General features: G+C 61.3%; 17 protein-coding genes. 3 read left to right on the forward strand and 14 right to left on the reverse strand.

Features of this window, described 5'->3' with window-relative positions; genetic code table 11:
• Nucleotides 1–244: 244 nt before the first annotated feature.
• Both NKH43_RS29210 and NKH43_RS29215 read right to left on the reverse strand, forming a co-directional pair.
• Nucleotides 245–379, reverse strand: coding sequence for a hypothetical protein (locus NKH43_RS29210; RefSeq protein ID WP_013894968.1), 135 nt, complete (start codon nt 377–379; stop codon nt 245–247).
• Between the two features lie 349 nt (nt 380–728).
• Entirely contained in the window at nt 729–899 is a 171-nt protein-coding gene (locus NKH43_RS29215) for a hypothetical protein (protein ID WP_352861050.1), read from the reverse strand.
• A gap of 230 nt (nt 900–1,129) precedes the next feature.
• On the opposite strand from NKH43_RS29215, the gene NKH43_RS29220 reads away from it, so the two are divergent.
• Nucleotides 1,130–2,029, forward strand: a complete 900-nt coding sequence (locus NKH43_RS29220; RefSeq protein ID WP_023676521.1) for a LysR substrate-binding domain-containing protein — start codon at nt 1,130–1,132, stop codon at nt 2,027–2,029.
• 6 nt (nt 2,030–2,035) lie between these two features.
• Here the strand turns inward: NKH43_RS29220 and NKH43_RS29225 are convergent, their stop codons facing one another.
• The 10 genes from NKH43_RS29225 to NKH43_RS29270 form a co-directional block, all read right to left on the reverse strand.
• Nucleotides 2,036–3,019 carry an alpha/beta hydrolase gene (locus tag NKH43_RS29225; RefSeq protein WP_023719926.1) on the reverse strand — a complete coding sequence of 328 codons (984 nt, stop codon included), beginning with the start codon at nt 3,017–3,019 and terminating at the stop codon, nt 2,036–2,038.
• A 269-nt stretch (nt 3,020–3,288) separates the two neighbouring features.
• Nucleotides 3,289–3,471, reverse strand: a complete 183-nt coding sequence (locus NKH43_RS29230) for a hypothetical protein (protein WP_023719927.1) — start codon at nt 3,469–3,471, stop codon at nt 3,289–3,291.
• A gap of 188 nt (nt 3,472–3,659) precedes the next feature.
• Nucleotides 3,660–5,729: an ASKHA domain-containing protein gene (locus tag NKH43_RS29235; protein ID WP_352861052.1), complete on the reverse strand. Its 2,070-nt coding sequence runs from the start codon at nt 5,727–5,729 to the stop codon at nt 3,660–3,662.
• A gap of 113 nt (nt 5,730–5,842) precedes the next feature.
• Entirely contained in the window at nt 5,843–6,817 is a 975-nt protein-coding gene (locus NKH43_RS29240) for a methyltetrahydrofolate cobalamin methyltransferase (RefSeq protein WP_352861054.1), read from the reverse strand.
• An 80-nt stretch (nt 6,818–6,897) separates the two neighbouring features.
• Nucleotides 6,898–7,989 (reverse strand): methylenetetrahydrofolate reductase, encoded by a 1,092-nt coding sequence (locus NKH43_RS29245; RefSeq protein WP_023719930.1) that lies wholly within the window; start codon nt 7,987–7,989, stop codon nt 6,898–6,900.
• The gene (locus tag NKH43_RS29250) at nt 7,986–8,609 is read right to left on the reverse strand and encodes a methylenetetrahydrofolate reductase C-terminal domain-containing protein (protein ID WP_352861055.1); all 624 of its coding nucleotides are present in this window, start codon (nt 8,607–8,609) and stop codon (nt 7,986–7,988) included. Before NKH43_RS29250 ends, NKH43_RS29245 begins: the two co-directional genes overlap by 4 nt.
• Complete coding sequence (locus tag NKH43_RS29255; protein ID WP_352861057.1) at nt 8,602–8,904, reverse strand: virulence factor; 303 nt, start codon at nt 8,902–8,904, stop codon at nt 8,602–8,604. Before NKH43_RS29255 ends, NKH43_RS29250 begins: the two co-directional genes overlap by 8 nt.
• A gap of 236 nt (nt 8,905–9,140) precedes the next feature.
• Nucleotides 9,141–10,052, reverse strand: coding sequence for a fatty acid desaturase family protein (locus tag NKH43_RS29260; protein ID WP_352861059.1), 912 nt, complete (start codon nt 10,050–10,052; stop codon nt 9,141–9,143).
• 47 nt (nt 10,053–10,099) lie between these two features.
• Nucleotides 10,100–10,882, reverse strand: coding sequence for a formyl transferase (locus NKH43_RS29265; RefSeq protein WP_023719934.1), 783 nt, complete (start codon nt 10,880–10,882; stop codon nt 10,100–10,102).
• Nucleotides 10,883–10,964: 82 nt separating this feature from the next.
• Complete coding sequence (locus NKH43_RS29270; RefSeq protein ID WP_352861060.1) at nt 10,965–11,540, reverse strand: DUF4893 domain-containing protein; 576 nt, start codon at nt 11,538–11,540, stop codon at nt 10,965–10,967.
• Nucleotides 11,541–11,661: 121 nt separating this feature from the next.
• Here NKH43_RS29270 and NKH43_RS29275 point away from each other — a divergent pair, with 121 nt between their 5' ends.
• A complete protein-coding gene (locus tag NKH43_RS29275; protein WP_352861061.1) occupies nt 11,662–12,576 on the forward strand; it encodes an NAD-dependent epimerase/dehydratase family protein in 915 nt (304 codons plus the stop codon).
• 4 nt (nt 12,577–12,580) lie between these two features.
• Here NKH43_RS29275 and NKH43_RS29280 read toward each other — a convergent pair whose 3' ends face one another.
• The gene (locus NKH43_RS29280) at nt 12,581–13,210 is read right to left on the reverse strand and encodes a DUF1638 domain-containing protein (RefSeq protein ID WP_352861063.1); all 630 of its coding nucleotides are present in this window, start codon (nt 13,208–13,210) and stop codon (nt 12,581–12,583) included.
• A gap of 64 nt (nt 13,211–13,274) precedes the next feature.
• Here NKH43_RS29280 and NKH43_RS29285 point away from each other — a divergent pair, with 64 nt between their 5' ends.
• Complete coding sequence (locus tag NKH43_RS29285) at nt 13,275–13,415, forward strand: entericidin A/B family lipoprotein (RefSeq protein WP_023676507.1); 141 nt, start codon at nt 13,275–13,277, stop codon at nt 13,413–13,415.
• Between the two features lie 81 nt (nt 13,416–13,496).
• On the opposite strand, the gene NKH43_RS29290 is transcribed toward NKH43_RS29285, so the two are convergent.
• Complete coding sequence (locus NKH43_RS29290) at nt 13,497–14,195, reverse strand: cobalamin B12-binding domain-containing protein (RefSeq protein WP_023676506.1); 699 nt, start codon at nt 14,193–14,195, stop codon at nt 13,497–13,499.
• Between the last annotated feature and the right edge of the window lie 256 nt (nt 14,196–14,451).

Genomic DNA, 14,451 nt, shown 5'->3' on the forward strand with positions numbered 1-14,451 from the left:
ATCAGCATAGCGACATCAGGAAAAACGTTTCCTGTCAATTGGCTAGATGGCAACGGAAAAACTTTATTTGCGACATGGGTCGCAAATGGGCAATCGCTATGCGGCGAAGGGCACAGCGTGCCGCCGGATTGTCCAAACGAGCCGACGCGGCCTGCGCACACGAAAACGCCGCCTCGGCAAAGCCGAAGCGGCGCTGGATCGACTTCGAAGCAGCGCTAGGCTGCTTCTGCCAAGATTTGCTGTCTCAGGCGACAAAGCCGAGGCGCGCGGCGGCCATGGCACCGGTCTGGCCAGGCATGGTGTTGGCCAGGCGCTGGCGCTCGAGCGCGGTCGTCAGGTTCATTTCGCGGCGGGCAAAGAGGCGGGCAAAAAGCTTCATGATCATCTCCATTCGGTTGCTCAGACGGGTCGCCTTCGCTTGATGGAGTGGGGCAGCTCGTTTGTTGATGATGATATAGGCTTAGGTGAGGGGAAACTAAATCGCAAAAGCGAAGCACTTGATATGAAAAGCGACACGGAATGCGACAAATTTGGGCATTCTGCCCAGGATTTGCAATTATTTACAACGTGTTGACTGCCGGCGCGGGCTGCTATGCGACTTGCTCATATGCGGCATGCGATGGCGACATGGCTCGGGGAAATCATTTGAATACAAACAGAAAGGCCTGCCGGGCTGATCTGCGCGGCAGGCCTTCAGCTGTCGATACACACGGTTACTTTGCTCCGGCCTAAGATCCCACACCATGGCGATTGCCGGTCTTGGCATCGGCAGCTTCGGGCCAGCCGATATCCTTCTGCAGTTCAATCGGCAGCGCGCGGATGGCGCGTTCCGTCTGGTAGCGGGCACGGGCCTCGCTGAACTCGGTCGCGATCCGACCGATGGATGACAGGATAGACATCTCATTCTCCTTCGCGTTGGGCCGGGATTGTCCCGGCGCTTGCAGCGTCAGGCGGTACACCGGGTTTGTTTCAGCTTCATTTCGTGTCGATTGCAGGTCCGTGTCATGGTTGTTTCGGGACCACTTCTACGTGTCTTGCCTTCGATGGAGTTGACTATCCTCCCAAACTGATGTTCAATCAAACGAAATGGAATGATGGTTTGCATCAGAAAAATTGAAGGTCGCTTCCCATGAACGCCCCACTCAATCATCCACTGCCGCTGCTCGATCTCGATGTTCTGCGCACTTTCGTCGCAATCGCCGAGACCGGCAGTTTCACCACTGCGGCCAATGCGGTCTTCCGCACGCCGTCGGCCGTCTCCATGCAGATCAAGAAGCTGGAGGACATTCTCGGCCGCTCGGTGTTCGCGCGCGACGCCCGTTCGGTGACGCTGACCACCGATGGCGAGATGCTGCTCGGCTATGCGCGCCGGCTGCTGTCGATCAATCGCGAGGTGGTGTCGAAGTTCATCATTCCAGACATTGTCGGGGTGGTGCGGCTCGGCTCGCCGGACGATTACGGCGAACGTGTGCTGCCGCATGTGCTGAAGCGGTTCGCACAATCGCATCCATCGATCGCAGTCGACGTCACCATCGACCAGAGCGTCAATTTGCGCCGGCGCATGGACGACCGGGCGCTCGACATCACGCTGCTCACCAACTCCTACAAGACCAGCGCGATCGGAGCCGAAGTGCTGCTCACAGAGCCGATCGTCTGGGCCGGTGCCAAGGGCGGTTGCGCGCATCTGCGCGAGCCGCTGCCGGTCTCATTGTGGGAAGAGGGCTGTGCCTGGCGGGCAGGGGCATTGGAGGCGCTTGGCCGCGAGGGCCGCAACTACCGCATCGCCTATATGAGCGCACACACGGCCGGCCAGCGCGCCGCGATCATGGCGGATCTTGCAGTCGCGCCGCTGCCGAAATCATTCCTCGGCAGTGACATGGTCGAGTTGTGCCCGAAGGACGGCATGCCTGACATCGGCACCTACAATCTCGCCATGGTGGTGACGCCAGACGCCAGCGCGCCGGTGAAGGCAGTCGCCGACCATATCCGCGCGACGTTTGAGATGTTCAGGGAAACTGGGAAGTTCTGACCCAAACTACGACCTGAGCGGCGCAACCAGATCGCGAGGGGTTCCGTCGCGGTCTGTCCTCTGCAGCGACAACACGCCTGCCGTGGCATGATAACTGTCAGTTTCGTTGGTCAAGAAGGCCACTATACTGTCCCGCGCGCGTCGCGCCTCCGGCATGTCGATCAACGGCCAGACATGGAACATGCCTTGCTCGTGGACGACCTCAATTTCGACGCCGGCCGCGCGTGCCTTTTCAGCGAAGATCAGATTGTCGGGGGTGAGCAGATCGCGTGAACCGGTCAGCAGCAACGTTTTGGGCAGCACCGACAGGTCGCCGTAAACCGGGCTGATGCGCCAGTCGGTGGGATCTATACCGGCGCTGTAAAGCCGGATCGCCTCGCGGCCGCCAGCAATGCCCAGCCACGGATCGTTGCGTTCAGCCTCATACATTTCTGGGTTGGCGAGCGACACGTCGAGGCCGGGCGAAATCAGCACGTGGCGTGATGGCAAGGGCAGGCCGTCTTGCGCAGCCATCATGGTCAGCACGACGGCCATGTTTCCGCCGGCGGAATCGCCCATGAAGATGATGTCATTCGCCCCGGTTTCGCCGAACATCTGGCGGTAGACGGCGCCGACCATGCCGAACATGGCGTGGAAATCGTGTTCGGGAGCAATGGGATAGATCGGCACAGTGATGCCGAACCCGAGACGGTCGGCCATGTCCGCGATCAGCCGCCAATGATAGGGTGTGATTTCAAAGACGTAAGCGCCGCCGTGCAGGTAGAGAATCCGCCTCCGCTCGCCAGCCTTGGGCGCGATCTCGTAGACGGGGAAGCCGCTGATCGTGCGGGTTGTGATCTCCAGGCGCGACTGCAGCGACGCAGGCGGCTGATGGTTTTCAGTCTTGCGCGCATAGGCGATCCAGCGCTGCAGGTTCTCCGGGCTGGAAAACGCCTTCTTGCGGCTGTACCTGAGGACGAACGACACGACGTGGCTTTTGAGGCTGGGCATACAGATACACGGACTTCGGCTGAGCCGACTAAGAGAACCCCCGACTATTTCGAAGATTGTGTCGCCACCAAAAAAGTCAAGATTTATGCGATCTCAACACGGTGGTTTGATCCCGGCCGGCGACAAAGCGTCCGGCCTATGGAGTCCCTGGCCCAGCGGCGCAGCTCAACGCCGGGGCAGTAATGCGGCGCGCAGCCAATTGCTGGGTGCAGCCGGAGCCGCATTGCGGCCCCGGCGAATACCGAACAGCTTGCATTTGTCGGTGAATTTCATCCGCGCTGCATGCCCCAGCCGACCGAAAGCTGCTTTTTGCTCGATCGCGGCGACACCGGCCAGCCAATGTCCTTCTGGATCTCAGGCGGCAGGCTGTTCAGGATGCGCAGCGACTTGCGCGCTTCGCGTGCTTTCTTGAAGGCCGCACCATAGCGGCCGAGGCTTTCGAACATCGACATCTTGATCTCCTTTGGAGCGTTGCGGTGGCCGGAAACTGGTTCTGCCTGCCGTTCGATGCCGGTTAAATGCACCGCCTATGTATCTGGCGGATTTCACGAAAACGCGATTTCGTTTCCAGATCGGCGCGATCTGGAAACATTTGCATACAAATGAAAATGGAAGGTATGACAGGCCTAGCGGGGGCGAGTCATCCCCGCCCGCGCCGCGCGGCGTGGCCTTCGCGCGAACGCCGCCGCGGGGCGGCGTCGCCGGCAATGCCGTCTTCGCTCACCGTCTTGCGCGGCGGCAGTTTGACCGCCGCCGAAAGCTTGGGGAACGGGTCGATCTTGTTCGGCAGCGCCATGGCGTAGACGAAATGCTCCTGGAATTTCGGCTCCAGGGCCGTCTCAATCTTCTCGATCCTGCTGACGGTTTCCTCGATCTCGCGGCGATAGCCGCGGTTCAACAGCGCCATGCGGGCACCGGCGCCGGCCGCATTGCCAACGGCCGAGACCTTGTCGAGGTCGCAATCCGGGATCAGGCCCAGCACCATTGCGTATTTCGGGTCGATGAACGAGCCGAATGCGCCGGCGAAGTGGATGCGGTCGACATGATCAGTGTGCTGCTTTTCCATCAAAAGCTTGGTGCCGGCATAAAGGGCGGCCTTGGCAAGCTGGATAGCGCGCACGTCGGTCTGGGTGATGGTGATCTTGGGCCCGCCTTCCTTCAGCACATAGGAGAAGGTGCGGCCGTTGGCGACGACGCGCGGCGAGCGGGCGCTCAGCGATCCGTCGACGACACCGTCCTCGGAGATGACGCCGGCGAGATACATCTCGGCGACCACCTCGATGATGCCGGAGCCGCAGATGCCGGTGACGCCGGTCGCCTGCACGCTGTCGAGGAAGCCCGGCTCGTCGGACCAGAGTTCCGAGCCGATGACGCGATATTTGGGCTCCAGCGTTTCGGGATCGATACGGACGCGCTCGATGGCACCCGGTGCGGCGCGCTGGCCGCCGGAGATTTCCGCGCCCTCAAAGGCCGGGCCGGTCGGCGAGGATGCCGCCACGACCCGCTGGCGATTGCCGAGCACGATCTCGGCATTAGTGCCGACATCGACGATCAGCATCATTTCGTCCTGGCGGTGCGGCCCCTCCGACAGCGTCACCGCCGCCGCATCGGCGCCGACATGGCCGGCAATGCAAGGCAGCATATAAAGCCTGGCGCCCTGGTTGAGCTTCAGGCCGATATCCGATGCCTTGATGTGGACGGCGCCGGAGATCGCTAGCGCGAAGGGAGCGCCGCCGAGCTCGGTCGGATCGATGCCGAGGAACAGATGGTGCATGATCGGATTACCGACGAAAACGGAATCCAGTATGTCGTTGCGCTGGACGCTGCCTTCGGCGCAGACCTTGTCGACGAGGCCCGAAATGGCCTCGCGCACGGCGACTGTCATGCCTTCGCGGCCGTCCGGGTTCATCATCACGTAAGAGACGCGGCTCATCAGATCCTCGCCGAAGCGGATCTGCGGATTGGATGTACCCGACGAGGCGGCGACGCGGCCCGATAGCAACGATACCAGATGCATGGCGATCGTGGTCGAGCCGATATCGCAGGCAAGCCCGTACGCCTCGTTCTTGAGGCCTGGCCACAAGGCGATGACCCGTGCGGTCTCGCTGTCGGTGTCCTTGTGGATGGCGGCGGTCGCGGCCCAGTTGCCTTTGCGCAAAATGCCTTGCACCTGCGGCAACAGATGGAAATCGAAATCGAGGCTCTTGAGGCCCCAATCCTTCATCAGCGCGATTTTCAGGCGGTCGAGGTCGCCGAGCGGCTTGTGCATGTCGGGTTCTTCGATCTCGACATAGCACATGCGGATTGCCGCATCGCGGGCGATGACCCTGGTGTCGGCGTCTTTGCGGATGGTTTGCGCGTTGATGACGGTGTCCTGCGGCACGTCGACGACGAGATCGCCGAGAATCTGCGCCGAGCAGGACAGGCGGCGGCGTTCGGGCAGCCCACGAACGCGCTCGTAGCGCTCTTCCTTTGCGCCCTTGGGCGAGATGTGGTCGTTGGAGGAAACGATCTTGTGCTTGGCGAAATTGCCTTCCTGCACCTCGATCTGGCAACGCCCGCAAGTGGCACGCCCGCCGCACACGCTCTCGACATAGACACCGAGCTGGCGCGCGGCATCCAGCACCGGCGTGCCGACCGGAAACCGCCCGCGCTTGCCAGACGGCATGAACAGCACGAGCGGATCGGTGATGTTGGCGGGAGAGTTCATACGTTCCAGACTTTACTTTCTATGCTGCTCAGGTCTTGGCCACGGCAGCGACGCCGCTGTGTTTCGGTTCCTCCCCAGTCCTAGGCCCCATATCGTGTCGGCCAAGCCATGGCTCAACCCCGGGCCATCCGCGCTTCGCGTCCGCCGCGCCTGCGTCCGCCATTGCCATTGCCATCGCCCGGCGCGTTGACCTGCGTCCGGGCGGCAACGGCCTGGCCGCCTTCGGCAGGCTTGTAATCCTTGTAGGTCCTGATCCAGTTGGTGCAGTTCTCATCGGTGCCGTTCAGCACATTGGCGCCACGCACCGCTTCCATTTCCTGCGGCCGCACCGGGTTCATGATCGCCGAGGTCATGCCGGCGCCGACCACCATCGGAATGAAGGCGGCGTTGATGCCATGACGGTGCGGCAGGCCGAACGAGATGTTAGAGAGGCCGCAGGTGGTGTTGACCTTGAGCTCCTCGCGCAGGCGGCGTAGCAGTGCAAACACCTGGCGGCCGGCATCGCCCAACGCGCCGATCGGCATGACCAGCGGGTCGACGACCACGTCATGCGCCGGAATACCGAAGTCTGCGCAGCGCTGAACGATCTTCTTGGCGACGGCAAAGCGCACGTCGGGGTCCATCGAAATACCGGTCTCGTCGTTGGAAATGGCGACGACCGGAACGTTGTATTTCTTGACCAGAGGCAGGATGGCCTCGAGCTTTTCCTCCTCGCCAGTGACGGAGTTGACCAGCGGTCGGCCCTTGGCGACTTTCAGCGCCGCTTCGATCGCCGCGGTCACCGAGGAGTCGATCGACAGCGGCAGGTCGACCAGGCCCTGCACGATCTCCAAGGTCTGCACCAGCAGGCCGGGTTCGGTCTCGTTCGGGTTGACCGAGGTGACGCCGGCATTGACGTCGAGCATGGTTGCGCCGCAGGCGGCCTGTTCCAGCGCATCCCTGATGACGGTCTCAAAATTGCCCGCGATCATTTCGGCGGCCAGCTTTTTGCGGCCGGTCGGGTTGATGCGCTCGCCGATCACGCAGAAGGGCTGATCGAAGCCGATGATGATTTCTCGTGTCGCCGAGGCGACGATGGTCCGGGTCATGAAATCTCTCCATCGTGATATAAAGAGTTCTTTATATCGTTATCTGTTTCTGATCAAGCGAATGCTGACGATTCGCGCTGTCAATGCGCGGTCTTGACCATGTCGACCTGGGTTTCGGTGAGGTCGTCATGCAGTATGTGGTCGAGCCGGTCGGCAACGAGCTGGTCGTCGCGGCGGATTTCGCGCTTCCACGGCCGGCGGCCCTTCAGCACGCCGGACTCGTCGACGATCTCGGCGACATACTCTTCCTGGCGATAGGCCATCACATGGACGCCGGACACACCTGGAATTTCCTTCACCTCATTGATGATGTCGATGCAGAGCTGCTTGCCTTCCTTCTTCTGATCCTGAGCGCCTTCCAGGCGCTTGACGATCTGATCGGGAATGTGAATGCCCGGCACGTTGGAGCGGACCCATCTGGCCGTCTTGGCCGAGGCCAGCGGCCCGACTCCGCACAGGATGAAGCATTTCTCGGTATAGCCGAGGTCGCGGACCTTCTGCATGTAGGTGCGGAACATCGGTACGTCGAAGCAGTACTGGCTCTGCACGAACTGCGCGCCGGCGGCGATCTTCTTGCCCAGCCGATACGGCCGGAAATCGATCGGCGGCGCGAACGGGTTGATGGCCGCGCCAAGGAAAAGCTGCGGCGGCGTGGTGAGTTTGCGGCCGGACAGGAATTTGCCGTTATCGCGCATGATGCGGCAGGTTTCGAGCAGCGACATGCAGTCGAGATCGAACACCGGCTTAGCGCCGGGCTGGTCGCCAGCCTGCACGCCGTCGCCAGTCAGGCACAGCATGTTGGCAACACCCATCGCGGCACCCCCCAGCACGTCGCCCTGGATGGCGATGCGGTTCCGGTCGCGGCAGGCGATTTGCATGATCGGGGCATAACCCATGCGGGTCAGCAGCGCGCAAATACCGACCGACGACATGTGGCAGTTGGCCCCGGAAGCGTCGACGGCATTGATCGCGTCGACCCAGCCGTCGAAAATCCTGGCGCGGTTATAGACGTCTTCCGGATCGGCGCTGTCGGGCGGATTGAGCTCGGTCGTCACTGCGAACTCGCCGCGCCGCAGAACCCGCTCAAGCCGGCCGCGCGAGGTGTGGCCGGGCAGGGGATCGAGCGGCAAATGGATGCCGGCCGGATTCTCGTCTGGCTGACGGCCGATCATGCCGACGCTCCGGTGTTCGTAGTATTCTGGGCCGCATTGCGGGCGGCCGCGGCCTGCGCGGTCACCCGCAGCCAGGCGGAGGTTTCGCGCAAGGACTGATCCACCGGCCTCTGCACGTCCAAAATCTTGTCGCGATGCACCATGTTCTGCGAGCCTTCCCATGCCTTGACCCAGACGCAAGGCATATCAGGCTCGACCTCGCAATTGCCGTTGGCGCGCACACCGCCGCAAGGGCCGTTGCGCAATTGCTTAGGGCAGTTCATCGGGCACGACATGCCGGTCGAGGAAAGAATGCACTGACCGCACATGCGGCAGTCGAACATGAAGCCCTTGACGCGCTTCTCGACGAATTTCACCGGCCCTTCGACACGGCTGTAGCCGATGCCCTTCCATAGCGGGTGGAGAGTCAGGAACATGTCGGCGAATTTGGCGTAGAGCCATTCGAGCAGCCGCGAATGCCGCACCGACCAAAGCCGCACCGCAAACGAGCGCTGCACGCGCCGCTGCGGCGACACGTCAGCCGGCTTGTAGTCGGATTTCGGCGCCGCCTTCTTGACGATTGTCGCCTGGGTCACGCCGGCTTGAGCCGTCGTCGCCGGCATTGATTGGGGATCAGACATTTTCTTTGCCGCCCGCCTTGACCAGAGCGACCAACCGCTCACGGTCGTATTTCGCATCGAGCTCCTGAAGAGCCTTCTCGGCCTCGACTTCAAGATCGTCACTGACTGGGATGGGCTCTGCCTTGCGCCATTCGGCAAGGTAGTCGTCGGTGCCGCCGGCGCCGGTGCGCATGGCGCACATGTCGATCGCCTCGGTGAAGCGCAGCGGCAGTTCGCGCTTGGCGTTCTGCCGGCCCCTCTTGACGATGACCTGGGCGGGGATGTCGCGCCAGTAGACGACGATCAGATCGGCCATGAATTCCTGCTCCTGGAGAGCGCCGCGCGTCCAATCGAACACACAAACGATGCTCTACCATCTAACTCCGCTGCATCGTGCCCTCCGAAGATCGATTCCGATCCTTTTGGCCGATGCAGTGGTTTCGAGCATTGCCGGAAGCGCTGTTGGGCTGCTTGTTATGGGACGACGCGGGGGCCTTCAAAAGCGACGCAATCGACGGTCGCGGCCGAAAGCGGAGTCTCTTCCAGCACTGGTCAGCCGGCGCGGCCATCGAAGCTGCCGACCAGTTTCCTGTGGAAGCGCATGTAACCTCGTTCGGTCGTGCGTAAATGCTCCGCGATGATCGCATGGAAGCGCGGCAGGCGATGGAAGGGAACGGCCGGATAGGAATGGTGCTCGGAATGGTACGGCATGTTCCAAGCCACGAAGCGCACCAGCCTTGAGGTGAAGGTGGTGCGAGTGTTCTCGAACATGTTGGCGACATGCGGGCACAATGCATGCTCGGCCAGCAGGTAGGCCCGCAAAAACGGCTGTCCGACCAGCACCGGCACGATCCAGACCCACAACAGCAGCGCCGACTGTGCGGCGAGCGATCCGGCCAGCAACACCGCATAGCCGATCAGGAACAGCCGCGCTTCAATAACCACCTTGCCGCGGCCCTTTTCCGGCACAAAGCCGTCGCGGTTGCGGCCCGCCGCATTGGTTGCGAACACACGAGCCATGCCTATCCAATAGGGGCCGCCGGACAGATAGCGCAGATATTGGCCGATGGTCTCCGGCTTCGGGGCCATCAGTTCGGGGTCGTTGTCCGGGTCGTGGGTGTGGCGGTGATGGGCGAAATGGAAATAGCGGAACCATGCGGGCGGCAGCAGGATCAAGAAGCCGGCCACGGCGGCAACAGCGCGATTGAGCCACGCCGTTCTGAACGCCGTTTCATGGATGGTCTCGTGCAACAGCGTGAAGAAGAAGACGATCAGGATCCCCTGCGGCAAGACGAGAAGCGGCCAGAACGGGATGCGGGCGGCGATCAGTGCGCCCAGCACGACAACCAGCCCGCCATGGACGGCCAGCCGGACAATGCCTGGCCCGTCGACCCGGGCGGTGAGGTCGCGACGTTCCTCAACCGAAAGGCCGGCAATGATGGTGCGGTGGTCGATGTCGCTCATGATGCAATGTTAGCGGCGGGTGGCTGTCGGGTAAATCGGCGCGCGTGTCACCAGACGCCGTTTCTTATCCCGGTCCAGAGATAGAACCAGACCGTCGGATGATACCATTGTCTCGAAGGCAGACCGGGATCGACCGTGCCGAGCTTGCCGGCCAGCGCATCCCTGACCGCCTCGACGCAGATGTCGCGCGAGAATGCCGCCTGCCGCAACGCGTAGCTTGAAATAGTGTCGCTAGGTTGGGGTTTGCCGCGTGCCTGCCGCAACACCCCGCCAGTGTCGACGCCGGCGTCGACCAGATGCACGGTGGTGCCGAAGTTTTCCGCATCGCCTGAAGCCAGCGCCCAATAGCCGCCGTTCATGCCACGATATTTCGGGGCGATGCCGGCATGGTAGTTGAGGACCGGGCAAGGGATTTTCGCCAGCGTCTGCCGCGACAGCAAGCGGCAGCCGGCGAGCAGCACGACACCCGGCTGGATTTTCTCGATCGCCTGCAGGCACTCCGGCGCGTTGGCCGACGAGACCTGGACGATCTTTTGCCCAGGCTTCGGTTCGGTTTGCAGCTTTTGCTCGGCGGCGAGCCGTGCTGCGTGGCCGGCGAAGAAGCGCTTGCCGAGCCGGGTCAGCATCATCGTGCCGAGTTGACCGATGGCCGAGGTCCAGCCTTGCCGCCGCGCCCGCCCGAGAAGCAATTGCCTTTTGGATTCAGGGGTTTCGAGGATGACGCTGACAGGCGCGAGGTGGTCGGCGATGGCGTTGACGATCGCCCAGATATGCGGGCCGCCTTCGGTGACGACGACGATCGGCCGTTGGTTTGTTTTCGACCGTGCCATGCTTCGCGACCCCCGCAAAGAGCTGTTCTTTGTGCGCGAATGCTAGGTTGACCGGGTTAACCCTTGGTGATCGGGGGCGGGCTCAGCGCTTGAATTCGAGGATGTCGAGCTTCGATTCGTAGTGGGGCGCCGGGAACTCGATGCGCCATTCGCTGGCGCTGTGGCGGAAGGCATAGCCGACCTGATCGCTTTCCGGGCCGCTGCCGTAGGACTTTGCCGGATCGTCGTTGACGTAGAAGGAACCTAGATAGATCGCGCGTTTCTCGCCATCGTCGAAGAAGCGGCCCTTGGTGCGCTGCGAACCGGTGATCTTTTCCAGTCTCCAGCCGGAACCGTCGTCGCTCACCTTGCATTTGAACCAGCCATAAATGACGAGCGGGCTCAATCCGCCGGCCTTGATGGTGCGGCATTGCCAATTGCCGGTCAGGTCCTTGTCGGAGAAGGAAACCAGCGGCTTTGCCAGCAAGGCGTCGAGCTGCTTGACCTCGGCGGGATCGCCGGCCTTCGCCTCGTCAAGCGCTGCCTTGCGCGTCTCGCCATATTTGTCGAGGCGCGCCTTGTCGGCAGCGGTGATCAGCTTCTGCACTTCGCCATCGGCGAACGCGGGCAACGTCAAGCAGAGGACAGCTGCTACGGCAAACATAAGGCGAGCGATCATTGGTGGCGTTTTCCCTTTTGATGACTGGAGCAGCCTGTTTTCTTGTCTGGCGCATACCTTAATGTTTCGCCGCGCTCTGTCATCCTTGCTTGAAATCGACAGCAGAAACGAGGTGGAAAGAATGCGGATCTTGCTGACGGGATCGTCGGGTTGGCTGGGCAGGGCCTTGGCGCCACGCCTGCGGACTCTCGGCCATGACGTCACTGGCCTCGATCCCGTCCCATCCTCGGAAACGCGAATCGTCGGCTCAGTCGCCGATCGCGACCTGGTCATCAGGGCGGTCGAGGAGAACCGCATCGAGGCCATCATCCATAGTGGCGCGCTGCACAAGCCTGACATCGAACATCATCGCAACGAGGATTTCGTCGAGACGAATGTGCGCGGCACGCTCAACCTGCTCGATGCGGCGGCAACTTTCGGCGTTCAGCGCTTCATCTTCACGTCGACGACATCGCTGATGATTACCCAGGCCATCCGCGCCGGCTTGCCCGGCAGGGCGGCTTGGCTAACGGAAGACATGTCGCCTGAACCGCGCAACATCTACGGCGTGACAAAGCTTGCGGCGGAACATCTTTGTCGGCTCTACCATATCCAGTTCGGCCTGCCGGTGATCGTACTGCGCACCGCCCGCTTCTTTCCCGAAGCAGACGATATGGCGCATGTGATCGAACAGTCGGACGCCAACACCAAGGCCAATGAGCTGTTGTTTCGCCGGCTGACGGTGGAGGATGCTGCCGACGCCCACATCGCTGCCTTGGAGAAAGCGCCGCAATTGGGCTTCGACACCTTCATCATCTCGGCACCGACACCTTTCCAGCCCGACGATTGCGCGGCATTGATCGCCGACGCACCGTCGATCGTCGCGCGCTATTTTCCGGATTATCCGGCACTCTACTTGAAGAAAGGCTGGACGATGTTTTCGTCGATCAACCGGGTCTACGATGCGTCCCGGGCGAGGGACCGGCTGGATTTCGTCTGCAAGACGAGCTTTGCCGATGTGCTCGCTCGGCTCGAAGCTGAAGAAAACGGTGCCTAAAGTGTCAGGCCAGGGCTGAGGCCCCAGCTAGTTCCTTCGTCAGGTCGCCGTAGCCGGTCGAGCGGCGCTCGTAAGCAAGGCCGAGCATTTTCGCCGCCTTTTCGGCGACCTTGTCGAGTTCCGGGTCGTCGGTCTGGGCGATGTAGATCAGCTTCTCGTAATTGCCGAAATAGTCCTTGATCAGCTCCGGGTGCTTGTCGAGGCCGAGCGGCTTCATGAAGAAGGCATCGAATTGCCGGCAGAGGAAATCGGTCATGTAGAACGACATCATGTCGTCATCGGCAACCTTCGCATAGGCATCCATGCCTTGGTAGAAGGCAAAGCAATGCGGCCCGGCCATGCGCTCGACGCCATGCTTCTCGCAGATCCGGTCGAGCAGGCCACCCGTGCCGCAATCGGCATAGCCGACGAAGATGTGTTTGTAGCCGTCAGCCCTGGCCTTGGCGATTGCCTTGTCCATGGCCGGCGCAATGCGGTCCGGATAGAAATGGAACTCCGCCGGGAGGCAGGTCAGGTCGAGATGGTCGAGCCCGAGCTGCTCCTTGACCGCCAGAACTTCGCGCGCAATCATCCCGCAGGCGATGACGAGCAGCCTGTCGCCTTTATCGGATTGTTGTTTTCGCGCGGTAGTCATGGAACCAGTCTAATCCATCTTCGTTGCTGTCCAGCGAATTTATATTCTGAGGGAGACACCAATCATGAAATTGTTCCGCGTTGCGCCAATCGCTATTCTCGCCTGCGCCCTGGCTGTTTCGGCCTGCGCCAACACGGTGCGCGGCGTCGGTAAGGATATCAAATCCACTGCGAAGGCGGTTGACGATACCGTCAAGAAACCCTGATCTGCACGATTTCAAACATTTGGGAATAAAAAAGCCGCACTGCAAGGCGCGGCTTTTCTCGTCGGTGCCGAATTTATTGACTCAGGCCGAAGCGCGGACGTTGTGCTTGCGCTTCATGAAGTCCTTGGCGGTCTCGACCGCCACCGCGGCGTCGCGGCAATAGGCGTCGGCGCCGACGGCTTTGCCGAATTCCTCGTTGAGCGGCGCGCCGCCGACCAGCACGACATAATCATCGCGAATGCCTTTTTCCTTCATCGTATCGATGACGACCTTCATGTAAGGCATGGTCGTCGTCAGCAGGGCCGACATGCCGATGATGTCGGGCTGATGCTTTTCGATGGCATCGAGATATTTTTCGACCGCATTGTTGATGCCGAGGTCGATGACATCGAAGCCGGCGCCTTCCATCATCATGCCGACGAGGTTCTTGCCGATGTCGTGGATGTCGCCCTTAACGGTGCCGATCACCATCTTGCCCTGCTTCGGCGCGCCGGTGGCGACAAGCAACGGACGCAGGATGAACATGCCGGCCTTCATCGCGTTGGCCGACAGCAGCACTTCCGGAACGAACAGAATGCCGTCGCGAAAATCCTCGCCGACGATGCGCATGCCTTCGACCAGAGCCTCGGTCAGCACCTTGTAAGGCGCCCAGCCGCGCTCGAGAAGGATGTTGGTGCCTTCCTCGATTTCTTCCTTCAACCCATCATAAAGGTCGTCGTGCATCTGCTGCACCAACTCGTCGTCGGAGAGTTCCGAAAGGATGATCTCGTCGTCGGCCATTTTTTCTCAGGCTCCTTGCCGGCTACAACTATCGCGGCAGCTTAAAAATATCGCGCCATTACCTAACCCGCGCGGGCCGGTTGTCCATAGCTGATTTGCGACTTCCCGCAAAACGAAAGCGACCGTAAATCTCTTGGAATTCTTGTCGATTTTGCGACAGGCGTTGGCGCTGGCGGGCCGTTTCGAATAAGGTGCATGGCTACGATCCGGCCAGAGACCGCAATATGCGGCTGCAAATGGATTTCAGGCCGGAACA

It is taken from the genome of Mesorhizobium sp. M1163, from assembly GCF_040318415.1.
Lineage (GTDB): Bacteria > Pseudomonadota > Alphaproteobacteria > Rhizobiales > Rhizobiaceae > Mesorhizobium.